This is a genomic window from Hyalangium versicolor (genome assembly GCF_020103695.1).
In the GTDB taxonomy this organism is placed as follows: Bacteria; Myxococcota; Myxococcia; order Myxococcales; family Myxococcaceae; genus Hyalangium; species Hyalangium versicolor.
In genome coordinates this window covers 124040-146101 of the sequence record NZ_JAHXBF010000022.1, presented here as the reverse complement: position 1 = coordinate 146101, position 22062 = coordinate 124040, and the positions used below count along the sequence as shown (strand labels likewise).

19 protein-coding genes are annotated in these 22062 nt (G+C 66.3%); 10 read left to right on the top strand and 9 right to left on the bottom strand.

The genetic code is table 11. The annotated features are described in order from the left end of the window. Window position 1: 1 nt before the first annotated feature. Window positions 2-1246, bottom strand: coding sequence for an acyl-CoA dehydrogenase family protein (locus tag KY501_RS38130; protein ID WP_224368792.1), 1245 nt, complete (start codon window positions 1244-1246; stop codon window positions 2-4). A gap of 318 nt (window positions 1247-1564) precedes the next feature. On the opposite strand from KY501_RS38130, the gene KY501_RS38125 reads away from it, so the two are divergent. The 4 genes from KY501_RS38125 to KY501_RS38110 all read left to right on the top strand — a co-directional run bounded on the left by KY501_RS38125 (window position 1565) and on the right by KY501_RS38110 (window position 5020). After that, entirely contained in the window at window positions 1565-2758 is a 1194-nt protein-coding gene (locus KY501_RS38125) for a cupin-like domain-containing protein (RefSeq protein WP_224368791.1), read from the top strand. A gap of 95 nt (window positions 2759-2853) precedes the next feature. Further along, window positions 2854-3159 carry a hypothetical protein gene (locus tag KY501_RS38120; RefSeq protein WP_224368790.1) on the top strand — a complete coding sequence of 102 codons (306 nt, stop codon included), beginning with the start codon at window positions 2854-2856 and terminating at the stop codon, window positions 3157-3159. Window positions 3160-3321: 162 nt separating this feature from the next. Further along, window positions 3322-4311, top strand: a complete 990-nt coding sequence (locus tag KY501_RS38115) for an LpxL/LpxP family acyltransferase (protein WP_224368789.1) — start codon at window positions 3322-3324, stop codon at window positions 4309-4311. Window positions 4312-4396: 85 nt separating this feature from the next. Next, the gene (locus tag KY501_RS38110; protein ID WP_224368788.1) at window positions 4397-5020 is read left to right on the top strand and encodes a hypothetical protein; all 624 of its coding nucleotides are present in this window, start codon (window positions 4397-4399) and stop codon (window positions 5018-5020) included. Window positions 5021-5049: 29 nt separating this feature from the next. Here KY501_RS38110 and KY501_RS38105 read toward each other — a convergent pair whose 3' ends face one another. Continuing rightward, window positions 5050-5610: a 2OG-Fe(II) oxygenase gene (locus KY501_RS38105; protein ID WP_224368787.1), complete on the bottom strand. Its 561-nt coding sequence runs from the start codon at window positions 5608-5610 to the stop codon at window positions 5050-5052. Between the two features lie 136 nt (window positions 5611-5746). On the opposite strand from KY501_RS38105, the gene KY501_RS38100 reads away from it, so the two are divergent. Then, window positions 5747-6739, top strand: coding sequence for a hypothetical protein (locus KY501_RS38100; protein ID WP_224368786.1), 993 nt, complete (start codon window positions 5747-5749; stop codon window positions 6737-6739). A gap of 34 nt (window positions 6740-6773) precedes the next feature. Then, a complete protein-coding gene (locus KY501_RS38095) occupies window positions 6774-7817 on the top strand; it encodes a hypothetical protein (protein WP_224368785.1) in 1044 nt (347 codons plus the stop codon). 20 nt (window positions 7818-7837) lie between these two features. On the opposite strand, the gene KY501_RS38090 is transcribed toward KY501_RS38095, so the two are convergent. From KY501_RS38090 to KY501_RS38060, 7 genes are all read right to left on the bottom strand, one after another. Further along, window positions 7838-8665: an MbnB/TglH/ChrH family RiPP precursor modification enzyme gene (locus KY501_RS38090; RefSeq protein ID WP_224368784.1), complete on the bottom strand. Its 828-nt coding sequence runs from the start codon at window positions 8663-8665 to the stop codon at window positions 7838-7840. Then, complete coding sequence (locus tag KY501_RS38085) at window positions 8662-9552, bottom strand: TauD/TfdA family dioxygenase (protein WP_224368783.1); 891 nt, start codon at window positions 9550-9552, stop codon at window positions 8662-8664. Before KY501_RS38085 ends, KY501_RS38090 begins: the two co-directional genes overlap by 4 nt. Beyond that, the gene (locus KY501_RS38080) at window positions 9545-10720 is read right to left on the bottom strand and encodes a TfuA-like protein (RefSeq protein WP_224368782.1); all 1176 of its coding nucleotides are present in this window, start codon (window positions 10718-10720) and stop codon (window positions 9545-9547) included. The genes KY501_RS38085 and KY501_RS38080 overlap by 8 nt, the downstream gene beginning before the upstream one ends. Then, window positions 10714-11982, bottom strand: a complete 1269-nt coding sequence (locus KY501_RS38075; RefSeq protein ID WP_224368781.1) for a YcaO-like family protein — start codon at window positions 11980-11982, stop codon at window positions 10714-10716. Before KY501_RS38075 ends, KY501_RS38080 begins: the two co-directional genes overlap by 7 nt. 62 nt (window positions 11983-12044) lie before the next feature. After that, on the bottom strand, window positions 12045-13112 hold the full coding sequence (locus tag KY501_RS38070; RefSeq protein WP_224368780.1) for a sigma-54 interaction domain-containing protein: 1068 nt from the start codon (window positions 13110-13112) through the stop codon (window positions 12045-12047). Window positions 13113-13422: 310 nt separating this feature from the next. Continuing rightward, window positions 13423-15549 carry a LamG-like jellyroll fold domain-containing protein gene (locus KY501_RS38065; protein ID WP_224368779.1) on the bottom strand — a complete coding sequence of 709 codons (2127 nt, stop codon included), beginning with the start codon at window positions 15547-15549 and terminating at the stop codon, window positions 13423-13425. 136 nt (window positions 15550-15685) lie between these two features. Continuing rightward, window positions 15686-16861 carry an immunoglobulin-like domain-containing protein gene (locus KY501_RS38060; protein ID WP_224368778.1) on the bottom strand — a complete coding sequence of 392 codons (1176 nt, stop codon included), beginning with the start codon at window positions 16859-16861 and terminating at the stop codon, window positions 15686-15688. A 317-nt stretch (window positions 16862-17178) separates the two neighbouring features. Between KY501_RS38060 and KY501_RS38055 the strand changes: the two genes are divergently transcribed. From KY501_RS38055 to KY501_RS38040, 4 genes are all read left to right on the top strand, one after another. Then, window positions 17179-18744 (top strand): alpha/beta hydrolase, encoded by a 1566-nt coding sequence (locus tag KY501_RS38055; RefSeq protein WP_224368777.1) that lies wholly within the window; start codon window positions 17179-17181, stop codon window positions 18742-18744. Between the two features lie 130 nt (window positions 18745-18874). Next, window positions 18875-19564: an RNA polymerase sigma factor gene (locus tag KY501_RS38050; protein WP_224368776.1), complete on the top strand. Its 690-nt coding sequence runs from the start codon at window positions 18875-18877 to the stop codon at window positions 19562-19564. Then, window positions 19561-20301 carry a hypothetical protein gene (locus KY501_RS38045; protein ID WP_224368775.1) on the top strand — a complete coding sequence of 247 codons (741 nt, stop codon included), beginning with the start codon at window positions 19561-19563 and terminating at the stop codon, window positions 20299-20301. The genes KY501_RS38050 and KY501_RS38045 overlap by 4 nt, the downstream gene beginning before the upstream one ends. Next, on the top strand, window positions 20298-22001 hold the full coding sequence (locus tag KY501_RS38040; protein ID WP_224368774.1) for a caspase family protein: 1704 nt from the start codon (window positions 20298-20300) through the stop codon (window positions 21999-22001). Before KY501_RS38045 ends, KY501_RS38040 begins: the two co-directional genes overlap by 4 nt. Window positions 22002-22062 lie beyond the last annotated feature (61 nt).

Here is a 22062-nt window from a genome sequence, read left to right as displayed (position 1 = left end):
CTCATGTTCCGAGCAGGCCGTGGAGAGCGATCGGACGCCCGAGTGCGCCTCGGCCCAGTGCCGCAACAAGCTCGTCCGTCTTCCAGCGCATCACGATGTAGCCCGCCAGGTCGCGAAGCATCCGCTCGAGCGGGTGCACAGCGGAGTAGCCATGCGCGCCGCAGAGCTGCATGCAGGCGTTCGAGACCTCTTCGCACATCCTCCGCAGGTGATAGAGCGTCCGTGCGACCTGCAGATCGAGCGAGGTCTTCGACGTGAAAGGCGTCTCGAGGCGGGAGACCGTGTCATACAGCACGATGCGGCCTGTCTCGACCCAGTGCTCCGCACGGCCCAGCGCCATGTGGATGTGGGCCTGGTCCGCAACACCTTGAAAGCCGCTGGCAGGAGCGCCTGCCGACTTTCCGTAGCGCGCTCCGAGAAAGCCCACGGTGAAGTCCATCACGGCTTGTGAAAGCCCCAGCCAGCTTCCAAGCAGACCCATCACATTGCGAAGCTGACGCTGCGACTCGAGCGATGGAGGCCCCTGCTCTACAGACTCGCGCCAGCGCTGGACGTCGGCAACCGGCACGCACAGCGCCTGCGCCTTGGGGATGCACACGTCGACGAGCTCGATATCGTGCGTCGCCGTCGCGCGCAGCCCCATGCCGTTCCAGTTGCGATGGATCTCGAGGCCACGCGTTCCGGCTGGCACGAGCGTGAAGACAATGTCGGTCGGCCGCGCCGCCGCCGCGCCGGCACCCTGGCTCAGTCGCGCCACCACGAGCGCATACGTCGCGCCCTCGCTGCCCGTGGCAAAGCCCGCGCGACCACTCAGCACGAAGTGATCTCCGCGGTCCTCGGCTCGGTACCCACTCCGTCTCCCGTCCAATTCCGCGAGCGGTACGGCATTGCCTCCGCACAGCATCGCTCCCGCGCGGCAGATCTCGTCAATCGCCGCACTGCGGAACGACGCAGGAGGGAGCTGCACCACGGCGGCGACGGTGTGGCAGTGCATGCCAAGAATGGTGGCCGTGGAGGGGTCGCCATAGCCGATCTCCTCCATGATGCGGACCTGCGCCTCGACGCTGATGTCCAATCCACCGAGGTGGCTTGGAACCACCATTCCAGGCAGCCCCAGCCGCTTGAGCTCGGCAATGTTCTCCTGGGGAAAGCGTCGCTCTTGATCGAACTGTGCGGCACGGCCCGCGAAGCGGGTGCGCGACAGCTCCCGGACCGCACTGATCAGCTGAAGCTCGGATTCCTTCATGGTGTCAGGCTCATGTCGTTGGAAGAAATGACGCTGGACGTCAGGGCAAACGCCCTCAACTAGCATTCAGCGTGCCGACACATGGGGGCGCATCGGTTGCGGTGCCCAGCGTGGTGGTACCGCTGCCCCTCCCACTCCGCATGAGCTGACGAGTTTGTGGACAAGTCGTCCACTTCGCCTCGGAGAGTGACCATTCCGTCCACAAGCAGAGACCCGCGCAGGCTTCGTACTGATCAAGCTTGGGAGTCTCCGCTCTGCTCGCGCACGGCATCGACGCGGTCCGAGCAGGACCGGACTTTGCAACGCGTGAAGTGTTCAATGGACAAAGTGTCGATGACCAGCCACCAGGGCTTGCCTGTGATCGATGCGGATGCGGCTCGGTTCCGGAGTTTCACCGAGACCCACACGCCCGTAGTGATCCGCGGCCTCTTCGACACGACCGAACTTTCCTCGATCAGGACGCTCGACTCGGTACGGGCGCGGCTTGGCGAGGCCGTAGTGAACGTCAAAGGGAACGTGCTCGAGCGCTACGTCGGCGCGCTCGATCCGAAGGAGAACTTCTCCTGGTCGAAGATCCTCTCGAGGACACGCGCTACGACGATCGGGAAATACCTCGACGAGATCGAACAGAACCAGAAGAACGGCCAGGTCGCCTCGGAGCAGCCCGCGCCCCAGGAGATCCTCGAGATGATCGGCGCGAGCGAGTTCTTATCGGCCATCGAAGCGGGCCAACTCGCTTCCGGCCACAAGCATGGCTCGCTCCCGAAGGCCTCCTGCCTGGTCTTTCTCGCCACCCAGGGCAACGCGACTGACACCCACACCGACTGGGATGGGCGTCACGTGATCAACTACCAGGTCTTCGGAAGGAAGCGGTTCCTTCTCTTCCCTCCAGGCTCCGGCCCGAAGCTCTCCCCAGTGGAGATCTTCTCGACAGTGCGGCTCCGGGGGATGAGCGAGCGCTCGCTCAAGGACTTCCTCCAGTACGCGGGAGGAGTCGAGGCCGTCCTCGAACCCGGCGATGCGATCTACATGCCGCCGTTCTACTTCCATCACGTCGAGTACCTGGAGCACGCGATGGGGGTTGCGCTGCGGTTCGCGCCGCCCCCGGAGCGCGTCGTGGCGAGCATGTTCCGGTGCCACCGCGATCTCTGGGTTCAGAACGTGTGGGCCAGGATTGTCCACGATCCCGAGAGCCCGGAGTCGCAGGAGGCACTCGCCGCGTTCGAATCGGCCATTGCCGCGAGCTACGGCAGCCGCGTCGAGAAGTACCGCGCCATCCTCGCGCTCGCGAGGAGCTACTGCGAGCGCTGGGGTGTGTTCGGCGAGGATCCAAGCGTGGCGTGGCTCAGCTCGTCCGACTTCCTCGAGCACGTGCTCAGCGTCCGGTACGTCAAGCGCGAGGTATCACCGAACGCCTCGTGGGGAGAGACGTTCTGGCATGCCAAGGAGCGAACGCGGCTCGCGGTCGAGATGTTCGGGCGGCGAGTGATCTCGTTCCTGCAGCAGGTTTAGCCCACGAGAGCCGTACCGAGGAGTTCCGAGGGCATTGTGCTCTCGGACAACCCCCGGCGCCGCGAGGCATCGGGATTGAGCACCAAGGAGAGATCGTGCTGACCACAGTGACTGCTCAGTTGTACAACTCCCTGCGCGCCATGGGAATGGTGACCGCGGCGGAGATCCCCTCGCGTATCACCCGTCAGGCGATGGAGCTTGGCGTCCACCAGGGCAACGAGAGTGCATGCCGCACCACCCTCGCCGCCCTGTCCCGCGTCGCGAGCCAGGCCTCGATGGCCGAGTTCGAGGTTGCCTTCCGGAACGGCAGCCTCAGCGCTGGCAAGGCAAGCAAGGGCGAGGCCCTGCTTGCTGGCGCCGTTGATAGCTGCGAAGGCGGCTGCGCTGCGACTCAGACGTGATGCATGAGGCGCTCGTCTCGGCCGCAAGGCTGAGGCGACGCCCGGTCGGCGGGCTGCGGAGAGGAGCGCTTCGCTCCTGGCCCGCCGATCGTCATTCCGCGGTCACGAAACAGTGTGTCTTGGGCTCTTTCCACGAGGCTGGCGAGCGTGAGCGGCGAGCAGATGCAAGCGTCGTTTTTTCACCCCTACAGGTTCTACCTGGGGTTCGAGTTCTACTCCTGCTTCTCTCGGTTCGATCATGAGTCCCTCTGCGACATCATGACCCGCATCTTCGAGAAGGAGAGTGCGCTCGCCGCGCCCCGGAGTGAGTCGGATCCGAGGATCCGCGAGATTGCAGGGTATCTCCGGCGAAGCTCACCGTCGGTGGGCGATGCCGAGCAGCGAGCGCTCGAGATCGCGCGCGAAGGAGCACGGATCTTCCTGCTCGATCACCTGGTGCTGCTGCTGTCGCTGTCGAGGCCAGGCTTCTTCGACGACATCGTGAAGGTGAAGGGCATTGAGCGCCTGAAGGAGTTGATCCGAGAGGACGGCTCGTGCCTCCTCGTCACCCCCCATATCGGCCCGCATTTCATCTTGACCCTCATCCTCGCGAAGCTGGGGGTCCGGGTCATGACGGGCGGAGGCGTCACGCAGGAGTTCGTGGATGCTGTCGTGCGGATCGTACAGCACTACGGGTTGGTCTTCGAGCAGCTCCCCGGATTCACCTTCACGGACGACTTCAAGGCCCGCTGCGAGCAGCTGATCGCGAGTGGCACGAGCATCATGCTCTACCCCGAATACTCGCGTTCGGCGCGCAGGGGCAATCTCGTTGTGGACTTCCTCGGCTCCGCGGTTCATGCGCCGACAGGGATCGCGCGGCTCGCGCAGCAGGCGCGCAGGAGGGTCGTCATGGCGGTGCTTCGGCCGCGGGCTCCCTTCACCTACGAGTTGAGCATTGGGCCGGAGTGGTCTCCGCCGCCCAGCGGTGATGAGGCCGCGGTCGAGGACCTCATCCGCTCGATCTTCCAGCACGTCGAGCAACTCGTGGTCGAGCAGCCCGAGGCTTGGATGGGCTGGGAGTTCTTTGGGACCATGAAGGGAAATGCCTTGGAGGCCATGTCGCGGCAGTTCTCCAAGGACAGGGGTTCAGGTGATGCCGGCGCAGGAGCCTGAGCGAGCCGGTGGGGCCGAGGGTTCAGAGGTTCGAGATGAGGCGCGAGCGCAGGAGCGCCAGCGGCTCGGAGACTTCCAGCGTTCCATGCTCGACGCCCTGATCGCCTCCTCGGACGTGCAGAAAGCCTGGGAGCAGGCCTATCTCGCTCGGAGCAAGCCCGCGCTGTTCAGTCATTTCGGCCGACGGGTCCATGCGGCCAACGTACGTGCGGTCGTCACGCGCCTTTTCCCTACTCTGGCCCGATGCGTGGAACTCGCAGACGATCGGATCGTTGATGGGGTCAGGACCAACCCGACGTCGCTGAGCGAGCGCGAGGCCATCGTGCACTGGGCGTCGGCGCTTGAGCGTTATCTGCGAGAGACCTCCCCGGGCGAGGCGCTGCTGGAACTCCTGAGAATCGAGCGTGCGGTCGCGCTCGCGCGGGCAGTGCCGTTGCCGTCGCTTGCCCTCGGCGTAGAGCGCGCGCGGTCGGTGGGAGAATGGCCCGCCAGCGAGCGGACACTCGATCGAGAAGGGCTGTTCATGGTCGAGATGCACACGAACGTGATTGATATCTACGAGCACAACCCCGTCGCCGACGCAGTGAGCTTCGGACCGCCACGGCGCTTCGCGTTCTTCTCGCTGGAAGGTGGCCCGGTGCAACGGGTGCAGTTCACCTCGACGCGAGAGCTCATCCTCTCGTTGGGAATGCACCTGTTGGTTACGTGATGAGCGGTGCAGGTGGCTGCACCACCCGCTCACCCCTTCGCCATGAACTTGTGGGCGAGCGCGAAGCGTACGTCTCCCGCAGACAGGCTTGGCACGCCACCGCGGTGCAGAGTCGTGCCGTCGAACAGCACGACACGGCCGGGACGAGGGAACACCGCGAGCGAAGCCTCATCGCCATTGAAGAACACGAGCTCACCCGCCCAATCTCGCGCCCACGTCTGGTTGACGAAGTACACGGCGGTGAGCACGCGCCCCGTGGCGTCGTCGATGTGCGCGAACCGCGAGTCGCCGGGCTGGATGCAGCTCAGGTGCGCACGGCTCGGCGAGAGCCCTCGGTCGGCGAAGCGCTCATCCACGAACGCTCGGAGCTCCCGGATCGGCAAGCGCGCGGTTTCTTCCTGCGTCACGAGGTGGAGCCACTGATGGCCATACTGCATCGGCGCCTCGGCGGAGTCGCGGTAGGAGTACCGGATGCGCTGAAACGCGAGTTGCCGGCAGAAAGAATCAATCTCTCCTACGCGCTGCTCGTCCACCAGACCGTCCACCACCAGGATTTCCTTGTCGCCCAACCGAAGCGTGCGCGTCTGCATGACGGCTCCCTGTCTCGAGATCCAGACCCGCGCATTGAGCATGTTTCATGCCACCCCAGCATCGGGATGAGGTGGAGGGAGCCTGCTGGCACGTGGAGTGCAGCGGTGCATCCCATCAGCGAGGGGTTCCAGGCGGATGAAGATCTTCACGTTCGACCCAGGTGAGGCCGCGAGCGAGTTCCAGGCTCGTGGGTATGTACACGTGCCGCGGGGCGTGTCGCCCTCGCTGCTCTCGTACGCGAGCGAGCAGCAGATGCGCTTCGAGCAGGAGGCAGATCCCTCGAGCCAGCGGTTTCGAGAGCGCGACTTTGTACTCCCCGACGCCGAGACAACTCTCGAGGAGCTGTTCGACGCGGTCGCGACGGTGTGTGGTTTGGACCGCTCACGGATGACGCTCGCGGAGAGTCAGCTCAAGGGCTACCCGGCCGGCACGAACGCACAGCCCGCACTGCACAAGGACCGCTTCGCATCTGAGATAGCGGTGGGGATCCCGCTCCGGGCCGCACCTGAATCTCGCTTCGTGGTCTATCCAGACCAGCACTTGGAGCCCAATCCCTTTGTCTCGGCGGCGATGTGGCACCGGAGCCTGGATCCTTCGCAGACGCCGCAAGTGCTCTTCGACGGAGTCCAGCCCGTCGAACTCGATGTGCAGCCCGGTGACGCAGTGATCTTCCGTGGCGCGCGGGCATACCACGGGCGGACCCATGCAGCGGGCGCCACGGTCCTCTACTTCAAGCTCAACGCGCTCCGGCTCGATCCGGTGGCGGCCGATCCATCGACGAGGCGAGGCCGGGAGAACTCCCTGTTGCTGGTCGACCGACTCCGGGACGAGGAGTGGCTCACCGCGGTGGCAGAGCTCTCTCCTCGGCTCACCGAGGTCCGGCGCCATTACACGCGCGACGGGTGGCAGGAGGTCTTGCTGGCCTCGGTCCACGGCGAGCGGGATTTTCGACTGACCGAGTTGGGCTTCCGCATGGTCCGCGCGCTTCGCGGAGCCATGCGCGTGGAGCAACTGCTGCGTGAAGTCGACATCGCTGACGCGCAGTGGGGGCACGCAATCTCGGAGTTACGGCGCATGGTGCGCTTCGGCGCCATCCATCTGGTCGCGCCCGTGGCGCCCTCGAGGTAGTGCGGCCGGCACGAGCTCACGGAGGCACTGGCATATGGACCTCAGGCTGGATTACTCCCACGACGAACTCCTCGCGGAGCCTGCCTACGAGCAGAGGCTTTGCATTCTGGGCAGGCAGCTCCATGGAGGCTTGACCCCGGAAGGGACCTATCGCTCACCGCGCACGTTGTGGCGCCGTCCGGCGATCGATGCATGGAAGAAGAGGCTCGAGGCCGACGGTCAGCCCACAACGCTCATCGACCCCTCGGTCGTGCCGCCGTACTTTCCGAACGTCCAGCAGGCCCGCCTGTTGCTGCGCAATGGTGTCGTGGAGCCGATCAGCTTGATGCTGACGATGACCGCGATCGTTGAAGGGTCCGGCAAGACGGGTCTGGAGGCCATCCCCAAGCCGCCCCTCGATGCACTGATCAAGGAGTCGATCCAGGAGACTTGCCTGGGGCACCTCTACAAGGGCCTGCTCGAAGCGCATGGACGCGATGAGGCAGGCCACGGAGATGAGGGAGGGCACGACGTGATGTGGGAGGTCGCTCGCGATCTGGCGTTCAATCATCCGCCGGTCCCTGGCGATGCCAGGGAGCGCGTCAACAACCGCCCGAGACGTCCGCCCGAGTGGCATCACCCCGAGATCCCTCGAGAGCTCGAGGCCTTGCTGACCTCGCTGATCGCCCTCTTGGGGATGGAGATCTTCAACGACAATGCCATGACCTGGGCCGAGGAGCTGCTCTCGGATCCGGAAGTGAGCAGCCGTCCGGATCTGGCCGGCAAGGTGATCTCGTTCATTCAACAGGACGAACAGATCCACGTGGACTACCTGAGCATCGCGATGTTGGAGCTGCGTACGCGCACGTTCATCACGGATCACGGTGAAGTCGCTGCAGGGCCGGTGGTCGACGAGATCACCCGGCGCGTCACGTCGGTCCACGTCCAACAGCGCCGCCAGTTCATCCCCCAGAAGAAGTACCAGGACATCCAGGATGTGCTGAGCCGTCATCCGAGCGGTGACCGCATCTTGCGGGAGTTCGGGCAGCTCGGCGAGCTTCCCTCCAGCGCGGCGGGACTGCTCCGCGCCCATCCCTGAAGTCCAGCCCTCGGAGCGCGCTACATGCGCTTCGCCGCTGCGATGTGATTCAGGCGCTCGAGATCTCGGAGGAGCGCGTCCAGATCGCGGAATCGTGCCTCCCGCTCCAGGACAATCAGCCGTGGTGTGCAGAGCGTGAGAGTGTGCTCGAGCAGTTCGAAGACACGCTCGGGCAGAGCGTGAGCATGGCTGTCGATATAGCCGCCATCCTCGGGGAGGGCGTGGCCGCCAGCAACGTGCACCTCCAGGATCTTGTTGGGAGGGAGCCTGGCGATGAAGTCCTCCGCGCGCTCGCCACCGTTCTGCTCGTCGCAGTACAGGTTGTGCAGGTCGAGCAGCACGCCGACGTCCGTCGCGTGGATCGTGCGCGCGTAGAGCTCCCCATACGACATGGTCGATGCCTTGAAGGCATAGTAGTCCGGCACCTGTTCGAGCAGGAGCGGCACGCGTGACTCCAGGCGGTCAGCGAAGTGCCTCACGTTCTCGATGTAGATCTCGAGTGCCGGTTCCGTGGCCAGAATGGGGAGATTCATCTCCAGATCGAGGTCGCCGGCCCGGGCGCAGGTGAGGTGGTCGGATACGAGCAGCGGGTTGAACGACTCCAGGAACTCGCGCGTCGCGTCGCAGCGGTGGTTCGTGGGGAAGTCCGCGCTCGCCACGGAGCTATGGGTGAAGTGGAATGTGTACGGCAGGCCGAGTTCTGCAAGGCGCCGCTGCAACAGCGGCGCGGCGTGACGGGTGAGATAGCCGCTCGGCACCACCTCGACCGCGGTCACGAGTCCCTGGTCGGCCGCGTGCGCGATGAAGGGCACCAGGTGCTGGCGGTAGGTCATGGCGATTGAGGTCATGCGCGGTCACCAAACATGGCGAGGATGCGCCGCCCAGGGTCGTCGAAAGCACGCCGGCCGTGTAGCACGCGCCAGTTGTCGATGATCAGGACGTCGTGCGGGCGCCACGCAATCGGCACGGTGAGCGCCGCTGCGGCGGCGCGGATCTCCTCGCGGACCTCGTCGGGGATCAGTGAGCCATCCTCGAAGGTGCTGTGGAAGGGCTGCCCGGGGCGCGGGCCGGCCACGGTCATCAGGCTGTTGGCGAACGCCGGGCTCGAGGGTGCGCTGCTCCGGGTCACAATCGCATCCGTGACGAATTCGCTCGAGAGACTGCCATCGTCGCGCAATTCGTACGTGAGCCCAGGGCGTCCATCCAGAATGGCGTGCAGCTCTTCCGCACTGTCGATGCGGAACATCCGTTTCCAGCGCGCGGCATCATAGCGCCACGTGTACTTGACCCGGCGTGACCGGAACAGCGCGCGTGTCTGATCGCTCACCGCCGCGAGCACGCGCACCCCATCCGCGAGCGTGGTCTCACCATCGCGGTTCGCGGGGCGCTCGCAGCCGAAGAAGCACAGATCTGGCCGGAAGGGAGTGGCCGAGAGCTCACAGTGCAGCCCGAACGTGCCTGAACCCGGCTCGACCAGTTGCACCTCGTCATTGTCGGAGACTTTCTCCCGAGGCCCGCCGTAGGTGAGCCTTCGCGCCGTCAATGCGTCAACGAAGCCTGAGAACCATGACGGATTGAGCGGAAAGCCCCGCAGCAGAACAGCCCCCGAGGTGTCGAGCAGGCGCAGGAGCGCTGCAGCCTCGCGGCCAAGATCGGCAAGAGCCTCGCCGGGTGCTGCTTCGATGACGGCGCCGAAGTCTTGGGCGATCGGCGCAACGCTCGCGAGATCACGCATCGGTGTGCCTCCCGGAGCCGGACGCGGTTGCCTGCGGCTGAGCAGTCGCGTTCCCTTCGCTGGCATATCTCCGGGCGCAGTCTTCTTCGACCTCTTCCAGTCGGCCCTTGAGGGTGAGCACAGAGCGCAGCAGCGGGAAGAGCTCGGAGCGGCGCTGAGTGCACATCGCGTCTTCGAGTTCGAGGATGCGCGCGGCGAGTTCGTCGCGCACCTCGTGTGCGCCGGCTCCCGCGACCCGTCGTGGCGAAACCATGCGCATGGCCTCGAACACATTCGGCGCCAGGCCGAGCCGCCAGGCCTCCTGCGCCAGGCAGTGGAGCCGCAGCGCCTCGCGAAAGAGCGCGGTGGCATCTGGCTGTGTGCGCCCCACGTGCGTGCCGAGCGCGTCGGCTCCCAGTCCTGCTCGCTGCGGCTCCCACGGTCCGTCGAAGGCACCGCTGTGTTCTCCAAGAAGGACGAACGAGCCGAACCCTGCTGCGGGCGGCGGCCGCGAGGACGGCTCCAGGGATCGTGTGGGACGCTCCACCGCAAGGAACCTCAGGAGGGCGAGCGCGTCGTCGCGCTTGGCATCCGGGCGCTCGCGCTGCACGAAGTCCCGCAGCGCGGTCAGGACGTTCGCATCCACGCCAGCACGCCGGGCGTCGTCGAGGAGTTTCGGCCACGCGCGCTCGGGATAAAACCGGCGCGCGGCGAGCGAGACGAGCTCGTTTTCCTGGGCTTCGCTCATCATCCCCCGCTGTCTGGCCAGCCGCAGGCCGTGGCGAATATTGACCAGCGCCTCCGAGAGCGGTTGATGGCCACAATCGGCCGGGGCATGGATGACCGCGACCTCATCATCGCGCGTGAGTTCCCCGTCGCGAAAGGCTCGGTAGATTGTGCCGACGCCGGTCATCCCGAAGTCGTCCATCTCTGCCGCGCGCAGTGCGCCCATGCTCGCTGCGCCGAAGACCGGGATCCCGGCGCTCAAGGCATGGAGGATCTCCTTGTGCCAGACGGCGGGGTGCGTCTCGAAGGTGCCGTCGATGATGGCGATGGCGTCCGGCTTCTCGTCGATCAGGTGGTAGACGTCGCCCATGGATGCCGGCGGAAGGTAGGTCGCGTCCAGCACCTGTCGTGCCTGCGCGAGTGGCAGCGAAGGCCCCAGGAAAATGAAGATGCGGTTCACCATCGTGCCCTCGCGCTGGTGCGGCCGGCCCATCTCGAGCCCGGTGGGAGCGTCCGCTCGGCGGGCGCGTTTTCCAGAGCGGGCACCACGACCCGGATTACCGGCATGCCCACCTCTGCGCGGCTCACGTCCACTACGACAGCTTCTGGAACGTTTGCCGCACGCAAGGCCTCGGTCAGGACCCGGACGTCGCCTTCAAACGTGTCGGTTGCCCGATCGGGGAGGTCATCCAGCGCGCACACGACGGGCTCGCGCGCGATGAGGTCCAGCAGCTCTTGCTGCGCCTGCATGTCCAGAGCCTTCACGTATTGCGCGCGAGTGATGTCGTCGCGCGCGCCGCCAATCCTGCAGAGCCGGTCCTGGAGGGCCTCGGTCAGCGCGCGATGGAGCGCCACGGAGGGCGTCAGGTGCGTGCCGCTGCCAGCTCCGGGAAACGTGGGCCGGAAGTTCCCATGTTCGCCCCGGTCGACCACCCGTGCAGCGAACGTGGGAACACCGGTGTCACAGGTCACGTCCCATGCAATCACATCGACGTCGGCTGCTCGCAGGCGGTCCATGAGGGCACGGCAGACCGGGTTTCGCACCCCGTCCAGGTCAACACGGCGGCGCGCAGCGCCAAAGAGCGCCCCGGTGACAGCGTCCCTCTCGATGACCTCGTACAGCGCGTGGCAGAGGGCCTCGAGCATGTGGTTGCCTGAGGCGAGCCCCGTGGTGTTGAGCCGGCAGAACTGCGACGGGAAGGGGCGGGGGGTGAGCGCCACGCAATCGAGCGGAACCCAGGAGGGACCTTCTCGCAGGATGTCCCAGCCGGCGATCCAGTTCGAATGATGCGCGGAGATCCGGCGCCGCTCGCGCACCAACTTGAGGAGGGAGACGTCAATCACGGGATGGCGCCGCCGCATCTCGTCATGGGTGGCGTACCGCACGGGTGCGTCGAGATTCTCCGCGTGCCAGGTCTCTATCGCCTCCATCAACGCGGAAGCCATCGCGGCGTCCAGGTTCATGCCCTTGCCCTGGCTTGTCGCGAGCGTGGTCGCTGCGGGACGCACCGCCACCACGACGGGGACCCCGATTCGGTCGAGTCCGGTGATATCCGCCAGCCGTGTGATGCCAAAGCGACGCATGGCCGGTTTCCATTCCGCGACGGTCTCGGTGGGGCTGCGGGTCCGGTCCGTTCCCCCGAAGCGCTGTTTGCGCGCGCGGTGCTCGACGCCGAAGAGGTTGATCGGAAGAGAGCCTTGAGCTGCGATAGCGGGCGACGACATGGGCCTGCTCCGGCGTGAGAGCCACGCGAGTGCTTGAATTGAAAGGAGTGAGATGCGTTGCGTTACATCCGGTGCCGCCGCATGAGACGATAAATGTAAGTCCGGTCCACATTGGCCGCGCGCGCGAGCGCTGGGACGTTCCGCCCGTAGCGCGCGATCATTCGCTTGAGGAATATCCGTTCTCCCAATTCCTGCCAGTTCAGCCGGAAGGTGCGGAAATCCTCTTCGTTGTCACTGAACGCGAGCGATTCGGGCAGTGACGCAGGGGGCTGTGAGGAAGGCGTTGTCTCATCGACGGGTGGATCCACCCCCCGCCCGAAGAACTCGCGCTCGGCTTCCTCGAAACCAAACGTGCGGGCTCGTTCCAGGAAGTTGCGCAGTTCCCGCACGTTGCCGAGCCACGGGCGGCTCGCGAGCCTGGTGAGCACCTGGTCGTTCGGCTCTGCGTCCCCGAGGAGGCTCCTCACCAACAGCGGAATGTCGTCCTTGCGTTCTCGCAGCGGGGGCACCGCCAGATCGAACACCGCGAGGCGGAAATACAAGTCCTCACGGAAGGCCCCCTTCTGGACCATGGTCTGCAGATCCCGATGCGTCGCGGACACGATCCGGACGTTCACCGGGCGGTAGTGGTTTTCCCCAAGACGTCGCACGGTTCGTGATTCGAGGACTCGCAGCAGACGGGGTTGGACGGACAGCGTCAACTCGCCGACCTCATCTAAAACCAGCGTGCCTCCATCTGCGGCCTCGAACGCTCCTGGCCGTGCGACCTGGGCACCGGTGAACGCCCCACGGGCGTGCCCGAATAACTCAGCCTCGACGAGGCTCTCGGGCAGCGATGCGCAGTCGACGATGACGTAAGGCTTCCCAGCTCGGAGCGAGTTCTCGTGGATTGTCTGGGCAATCAACTCCTTGCCAGTGCCAGTCTCGCCTTGAATGAGCACTGCGCTGTCCGTTGGAGCAATGCGAGCCAGCCGGGCGAACAATCCATACATCGCGGGGCTGCGTGTGACCATCGAGCCGAAGCGGACCTCGGGCTGTGTCTCCGTTGCGCTGCAATCACTCCATTCCTTGAGCAGACGGAGCGACTCTTCGCTTGAGACGTCAGCGGCGGCGTCCTTGGGGGTAGGCACAGCGCACCATCTCGAGGAGATCCTGGATGCCAGAGCTGGCATGGAGGGGGCAGGGTGGTTGATGGGTGCACAGGTAGACGGGTCAATGGAAACGTGGGTGCAGTGGAGTGAATATGCCCCTGACTACGTAACCAGTAAGTCTGTGAATACCAACTCAGTGGGTGGGTTGGCAAGCTCAAATGTTACATGCATGAAGGATGTATCGGGCCCAGTGGCTGCTTGGGTTTACCGTCATTGACACGCAACCGCGCACTTGTTCCGACGGTTGGGTGCCTGCTCCCCTGGGATGATCGTCTCAGTGCCAGGGAACTCAGTGGAACGGCCGGCGGCGTGTGTACAGGAGCCCGATCAGCAGCAGTGCCCACGGCGAGGAGCCCCGCCACGAGGAGGAGGTAGCAGCGCAGTTCAGCCCATAGGCGCCGCGCTGAGAGGTGGAGAAATGTACCTCGATGGCCAGGGGGCTGGTGTTGCCGGCCCTGTCGCTGGCTACGGCCGTGACGCGGTGCTTTCCCCAGGGGAGCGGAGACGCGGGCAGGATTCTCCAGAAGCCTTGGTCATTGGTTTCGACTGGGTCGGCTTCAACGCCGTCGATGAAGAGCCTCAAGGTGATGCCGGGCTCGGCCTTGCCGGAGAAGGAGGGCCTGTCCGTGAAGAGCGTCTGGCCGGGAGCGGGCACTTCGAAAGAGGGTTCCTGAGGAGCTGCGGTATCGACCGTCCAGGAATAGCGGGCGGGGTCGGGGTCCACGTTGGTGGCCTCATCGATGGCTCGAACGGAGAGCCGGTGAGGGCCGTCCGCCAGGGCGGGGAAGACGCCAGGGCACTCGGAGAAGGGCGCCTGGTCGAGGCTGCACTCGAAGGTGGAGCGGGGCTCGCTGGAGGAGAACGAGAAGGAGGGAGCCTGCACCCGCGTTTCGGGCGCGGGCGTCGAGTCGAAGCGCGTCTCGGGGGGCGTCAGGTCCACCCGCCAGGAGAACGATGAGGGCATGGCCTCCATGTTGCCCATCGTGTCGTGTGCCTTGACTTGAAAGGTATGGAGGCCCTCGCTGAGAGGCTCGATGGTGAACGGCGAGGTGCAGGCCCCGAAGGTGTTCCCATCCAGGCTGCACAGGTAGTGCAGTTGCGTCCCGTTGCCGCTGAAGAGGAACGAGGCGCTGCCCTGGTTGCTGGGGTTGGCCGGTTGTTCGCTGATGCTCGTCTCCAGCACTCGGGGAGTATCTTTCGCGTCGAAGCGGGCGGCGATCTGGGTTGGCGATAGGGCTGTCCGGTAGACGCGGAACTCCGAGATGGAGCCCTTGAAGAAGGGATCCTCTCCATACATCGAGTAGCCCAAGGTGCTGTTCGAGGCCGCGCCCAGGGTGGCCGGGGTGAGCGGCGAGGAGCTTCGCGCCACCTCCAGGCCGTTGATGTACAAGCGGGTGATCTGGGTCATGTGGTCGATGGTCACCACCACATGGGTGAGAACTCCCGCTGGGAAGGGTTTGTAGGGCGACTCCACGCTCAACTTGTCCCCTTGGGCGGAGTTGATGACGAAGAGCGGCGTGCCTTGCCGGGTCGCCCGCAGGCTGAGGTAGGAAGACGCGGCGCCTTCGACGTTGAAGATGTTCGCCTCTGTCCCGGGTTCCCCGTTCCACTGCACCCACGCTTCGAAGGTCGCATCCTGGAGCTGGGAGAGGGTGTTGCCGATGGGCAGGCTCACGTAGGAGCTCGAGCCGTTCAGCACCACCTCGCCATTGGCAGTCTTGGCGCCACCCTGGAGGGTGCCGTGCGCGCCGCCCACCGAGTCAGCCGCGCTGGTGGAGAAGCTGTAGCTGTGGACCAGATCCGCATTGGGTTCCGGAGCGGACCGCAGGTTGACTCGCAGGCGGTTGTCGAGGGTGCTGATGCCGCCACAGTAGCCGCCGCCCTTGAGGTTGACGCTCTGGGGGCTGCTGAAGATGGCGGAGCCCGCCGGCCAGGCCCCCACGAGGTGGAACTGGTCGGGGACGATGTCGAAGGGGGTGCCTGTCAGATCGATGTTGCTCCGGCCAGAGTCGGATTCGGGCATCACGCAGTCAGCAGCGATTCCGAGAGCCCGGCTGTATTGGTATCCGGTGTCGAACCATATCCAGCCCTGACTCGTGGAGAAGGTGGTGTCGTCGAGCAGGAGCGTGAGCGTCGCGGGGTCCAGGCGCACCTGGGAGAACCACGTCGTCAACCCGTCGGCGGACGTGTTCGGTCCCTGTCCGTAATAGGAGTAGTTGGTGGTGCTCCCCGTATGGGGCAGGACGACGTACTCCCGGGGAGTGCCGGCCATGTCGTGGCAGAACACGTCCACCCGCTGGTCGCCGATGCCGAGGGTATAGCTGCCATCTCCTGCCGCGGGATTGGACGTATGGATCTCGGCACAGGAGGTTGCCGCGAAGCTGATGCCCGGCAGCAGCAGCGGCGCTGCTGCCATCCACATCAACCAGAGCGGCCTACCATGGGGAACGGGGCGAGCAAGGGAGGGCATTTGAGGCTTCCTTGGGATCGAGCCAGCAATAGGCTCAGTCTAGCCCTGTGCAACACGGATGCCCGGCCCCTGGGCTCTCAGCTCACCAGGGGCAGTTGACGACGTTCACGGTGCGCGTCACGGGCGTGGCCGCGTTGCCACCCGTGTCCGTCACCGAGTACGTCACCGTATAGGTGCCCGCAGCCCATCCATTCACGTCACCCGTGCGAGACACCTGGAGCGTCAGGTCCCCGTAGCAGGCATCCGTCGCGGTCACTCCCGGATCCACCCACTGGCTGCCACATGTGTGCACGATCTGGCTTCCCCCCTTGAGCGTGAGCGTCGGGGCAGTCCGGTCATCCACGTTCACGGTCCTCACGGCATTGGCAGTGCCCTGCTCCGTCCACGCGGCATAGGAGACCGAGTATGTGCCCTCGGCGCTCGTGTTGGGGCCGGGCCCGTACGAGTCCGCTCCGGTGTTGTAGCTGTGGAGCGTGATCGGGTTGCCGCACCCATCGAACGCCTGGGCGCCCGGATCGCTGTAGGGGCTCGAGCCGCACTCCAGCGTCAACTCCGCGGGACCATTGAGCACGATGCTGGGGGCGCCCGAGCTGCACTCCGCAGCGGAATGCCAGGCGAGCTTCAGCTCGTTGTTGGCGGGGGAGAGGCTGCCGCAGTAGCCACCTCCCATGAGGTTGACGATCTGGGAGCCCGTGAAGGTGACTGAGCCCGTGGGGCCGGCCCCCGCGAGGTGGAACTGGTCGGGGACGATGTCGAAGGGGGTGCCCGTCAGATCAACGTTGCTCCGGCCGCTCGGGAAGCCCAAGCCGGCGCAGTCCGCCGCGTGTGCCAGTGAGTTGTTGTAGATGCGGGGGAGGTTCCCGAAGAATATCCAGCCCTGGCTCGTCGCGAAGGTGAAGTCGTCGGTCTTGAGCGTGAGCGTCGCGGGGTTGAAGCGCACCTTGGTGAACCACGTCGTCAGCCCGTCGGCGGAAGTGTTCGGCCCCTTTCCGTAATAGGAGTAGTTGGTGGTGGCCCCGGTATGGGGCAGGACGAGGTACTCCCGGGGCGTGCCGGCCATGTCGTGGCAGAACACGTTCACCTGGCGGTTGCCGATGCCGAGGGTGTAACTGGAATCTCCTGCTGCGGGATTGGACGCGTGGATCTCGGCGCAGGAGGCAGCCGCGAAGCTGAGGCCCGGTAGCAGCAGGGAAGCTGAAGCCGTCAACGCCAGACCGAGAGGCTTCCAGTCGGAAAAGGGGCGAGCCAGGGAGGGCATGTCGAGGAGTCCTTGGAAACGAGCCCGCGCCATGCGGGCTGGAGCCGTGCTGAAGCATCCTGTGTGCCGGTCTCCTGACGACGTGCTTCGAGAGCCGCCCGCTGCGGAGCTTTCTGGGAGTTCATCTCCTATCGGCAAGTTCTTGCCAGACAGGCTTTGCCCACCGGCAAGAACCTGCCGCTAGGATACGGCTGCTGGACGGCCTCAATCCGTCGGATGATCAGATCGTGTACGCGGAGCCCGATCTAAACTGGCAGATCGTCCCGATGCGGTAGCGGGGAGGATTCTTCCGGGACCGGGGAGTAGTTTTCCCGCAGATGCGTTACAGGTCTCCAGAGGAGACCACCCTGGACATCGAGTCGACAGCATCGCGTTGGAAGTGGGGTTGGCCGTTGTTTCTCGCCGTCATCGTCGGGCCCCTGGCGGTGGCGGCGCCTGCGGAGACCGCGCACAAGGCGGGCGACGTCGTCCTCGAGACGGGGACCACGAAGACGCCGGAGGGCGAGCCGCTGCGCTATGAGCTGGGCACGCTCTACGTTCCGGAGAATCGCTCCGTCCCAGGCAGCCGCGTCATCGGCATCGGATTCGCGCGCATCCGGGCCCAGCGGCCCACCGGGGCACCGCCCATCTTCGTCCTGCCAGGCGGTCCCGGGCGCTCCTACCTGAACGCGTTCACGGACAGCGACGCCGCCGCGCGCACACAGCTCGAGGGGATTCTCCCCTACAGGGCCGCGGGTGACGTGGTGGTGGTAGACCAGCGTGGCTACTCGCCGCGCGGCGAAATCCTGACGATGCCGCAGGTGCCCGAGCCCCTGGACCGGCCACGCTCGCTGGCCGCGGAGGCGGAGGCCATGGTGAAGCTGGCCCGCGACGCGGTGGCGGCCCATCCCGGCAAGGACCTCTCCGGCTACAACGTCATCGAGTACGCCGAGGACGTCAACGATCTGCGTCGGGCGCTGGGCTATCGCAGCATCACCCTGTCCGGCCAGAGCTTCGGTTCCCAGTGGAGCTTCGCGGTGATGCGGCGCCATCCGGAGATCGTGGCCCGGGCGCTGCTCTCCGGTGTGGAGCCGCTCGACAACAGCTACGACATGCCATCGCATGTCTTCGCGGCGCTCCAGCGAATCGCCTGGGACGCGGACCAGGCTCCGGCCCTCCAGCCCTACCTGCCCAAAGGCGGCGTCATGGCGGCGCTGCGAGCGGTGCGCGACCGTCTGGCGAGCGGCCCCATCCAGGTCAGCGTCAAGAATGGCAAGACCGGGCAGTCGCAGACGGTGACGCTGGGGCTGGAGGACTTCCAGGGCTCGTTGCTCCGCGCGCCTCCGTCCTGGCCCGCCTTCGTCCTCTCTCTCTACCACCGCCACTACGATGACTGGGCGCGCGAGGTCATCGAGCGACGGCAGGACATCAGCTCCCCCGTCCGCATCATCGAGCCGCTCATCGACAGCAGCCTCTCGGTCTCTGCCAGCCGGGGCCATCTGCTGCGCACCGATCCAGGCACGGAGTTCCTTGGCCGCTGGGACTTCGACGCGCTGATGGCCTCCACGGAGGCCTGGCCGACACCGGACGTCGGCGATGCGCTGCGCCTGCCCGTGCCCAATCCGGTGCCGGTGGTCTTCTTCCACGGCGACTGGGACACGTCGACGCCCATCGACAACACGCTGGGCATCCTGCCCTACTTCCCCAACGGCAAGGTCGTCCTTGTCCACCGAGGCGTCCACCACACGCGAGGTCCTGTCTTCGCGCAGGAGCCCGCGGTGCTGGACCAGGTGATTGCCTTCCTCAAGACGGGCGACACCCAAAAATTGCCTGCAACGGTGTCCTTGCCAGTGCCCGACTTCGAGGTCCCGCCCTTTCCCGCCCCCTCCGCCCAGGTCCCGTGACCCGGGTTTCGCCTCCCGCTCCGCTGGAGTGGGAATAGCCAGGATCCGAAGCCCGCTCCGTATGACAGCATGAGGGCCGCGGATGCCCTGGGTACGGAGCCCGGAACATTCCGCGTCAGACGGAGAAGACGTGCTGCCAGGGGACGATCGGTCCATCTTGGAGGCGTTCCGCCGAGGGGACTCGTCCGTCCTCACGCAGGTCTACCGCGCCTACTCCCCCGAGGTGTTGCGCTACCTCTCTCGCCGATTCGCGGTTCGTACCGGGGAAAACCCTCAGTGGGTGGGGCTCTCTCCGCTGGATCTTGACGCGGCGCATCAGGAGACCTTCGTCCGCGCGTTCCGGCCCTCTCTCCGCCAGGCCTATGACGGGGTCAGGCCCTACGTGGGCTTTCTGCTCACCGTGGCCCGCTCCGCCGCCATCGATCTGATGCGCGCTTCCGGCCGCATCTCCCGTGAGGCCGTGCCCATGGAGGACACGTCCGAGCTGAGGCACCTGGCCACCGAGGGCCGCAGCCCAGAGGAAGTGGCACTGGAGGCAGAGGTCCGCACGCTGGTGCGCAGCTTCCTGGAGGGGCTTTCCCCAGAGACACGAGCCCTCGCGCAGCTGCGTTTCATGGAGGAGCTCTCGCAGGAGAGCGCCGCGGAGCGCCTGGGGCTCACCCGGGCCGAGCTGCGGGTTCGCGAGCGCCACCTGCGCACGCAGTTCACCGAATACCTGACCGCTTCAGGCTGGCTGGAGACGGGCCCCGCTTCCGAGCAGCTCGGGCTGAAGGTCATCCTCGTTGCCATGGCCCTGAGCGGCTTCTGGAGCACGCCATGAGATGGTTCGACCGACACATCGATCGGGCGCTGGAGACCTGGGCGCTGGGAGGGCTCTCCTCCGCCCAGGCTTCGCGCTTGCTGCGCCACGCCCACGCCTGCGAGCCGTGTGGCGCGCGGTATGAGAGATGGGCGCTGGCCCACCGCGCGCTCGAGACAGGCGGCCTGGACAGGTTCTCCTCGGCGGAGCACGCGGGGTTGGAGGCGGCGGGACTGGAGGCCGCGCTTGCGGCGGCCTCGGAGATGTCTCCCCGCAGCCGATGGCAGAGAGGGATGGTGCTCGGAGCGGCGGTGGTTGCCGTGTGCCTGGGGGTGGTGCTCATCCCACCCCATGAATCCGAGTGGCGCGTGCGCGGTGCGGGGACGGTGGCGCCGGACGCGGTGCTGCGTCTCTTCTGCGCGGCGCCAGAACACTCGCTCCGTGAACTGGCTCCCGGGCAGGCGTGCCCCCCAGGCGCCAGGCTCGCCTTCGCCGTAGGCGCGGAACCTCCGCTCTCCCACGTGGCCATCCGGATCCTGGGGCGGGAGAAGAAGGAGGAAGCCTTTCCCATCACGGGACGTCCGGGAAAGGAGGCCGCTCTGGAGTGGACGGTTCCACTGCCAGACACGCCGGGCACCGTGGAGGTAGAGGCCACCTTCACCTCGACGCCAGAGGTGGGGCTCCACGCCCCCCAGGCCCCCCGCTCCGATGAGGCGATCGTGCGGCGGCAACTCGTCCGCATCGAGGAGCTTCCATGAGAGCGCTCGGAGCACTCCTCGGAGCCGCCCTGCTGTTCATCACGGCTCCCGCTTTCGCCACGCCGGTGGTGCGCCGCGCGCTCGTCATCGCCCACAACGCCAGCGACGATCCGAGTCTGCCTCCCTTGCGCTTCGCGGATGACGACGGCGTCCTCTGGGCGGAGACGCTGCAGCGGCTGGGGGTGGAGACGACGCTGCTGGTCGACGCGGACGAGCCCACCCGCCAGACCCATCGCCCCGTGCTAGCGGGCGTCCGGCCTCCCACGTCCGCGGAGCTCACCCACGCGGTGGCTCGGCTGAAAGCGGCCCACCGTGCGGACCGGGAAGCCGGGCGAGAGACGGACGTGCTCGTCATCTACGTGGGGCACGGCAGCACGGATGAAGCGGGACACGCCTACTTCACCCTGGCCGACGGCCGGCTGGACCGGTTCTCCTTCTACTCGCAGGTGGTGGACCGCCTGGAAGCGGACTACGTCCACGTCATCGTGGATGCCTGCCGCGCTTCGGGCGTCGTGGGACGCCGCGGCCAGTCGGAGACAGAAGTGCTGGAGGAGCTGCGCGGAGTGCTCTCTCGCGAGCAGCTGGAAGCACGGCCCCAGGTGGGGTTCCTCTTCGCCGAGAGCGAGGACGGTGAGACGCTCGAGTGGTCTCGCATCCGCGCCGGCGTGTTCAGCCATGTCACGCGCTCGGGGCTGATGGGCGGCGCGGACATCAACGGCGATGGCATGGTGGAGTACAGCGAGCTGGGGGCCTTCATCTCCGCCTCTCTGCATGGGGTGAAGGGGCTCCCGGCCCGGCTCTCCGTGCACGCTTCCCCGCCGAGTAGTGCACCCCGGCGCCCGCTGGTGGGCCCCTTTCCTCGCGGCCCCACTCTCACCTTGCCCGCCCACTTCGAGCCCCTGCGCATCTCCGTGGAGGATGACGAGGGCTTCCGGCTGGCGGATCTGCGGCGCGCGAAGGGTCAGCGGGTGGAACTGCGGCTGCCCGAGCGGGAGGTGTATTGGGTGCGCTCTCCTACCGCCGAGGCCCGCCTGGAACTCAGCCAGCTCGCCAGGGGAGTGCCCCAGATGGAGCCTCGCGAGCTGCAGGAGCGCGGTCCGGCCGAGGAAGCCCTGCGCCGAGGACTGTTCTCTGTTCCGCTCGATCGCCCCTTCTATGAGCAGTACGTGAGCGCCACGGGGCAGAGTCGCGTGGACTTCCCTGAGAGCACCGCGCCTCGGGTGCTGCCCTTTCGCCCGGAGCCGCCTTCCCCCGTGCGAGCTGGCTGGGAGTTCGGGCTGAGCGTGCTACGAGAGCCGGTGCTGGGAGGCGTGGCCACCGGGCCGAGTGTGGCGTGGCGCAGCCCTCCCTCGCCCCATTACTACGGCCTGCGAGCCTCCTACGCGCTGACGCCCCAGGCCAATCAGGGGGCGCGCATCCACCAGGCCACGCTTCAGGCCCTCACCGGTGTGCAGAGCATGGGGCCGGTGGGCCTCTTCCTCGAGGCAGCGGCGGGATGGGCGCTGGTGGGGGTGACGTATCCAGGCGGTAGCCAGGGAGATCCCTTCGCGCTCACGGGCCATGCGGCCCTGGGCGTCACGGTGAGGACGCCGTTCGGGCAGCTCCGCGCCGGAGGCATCGCGGGAGTCGAGCGCCTCCGCATCGATGACAAGGGGCAGTGGGAGCCCTCGTACGGAGCGGAGCTGTCCTGGCGCCACTGAAGTCGCGGGGCGGGAACGACCCGGAAGCGGACTTCACTCCGTATTCCGCTCAGTCACTCGG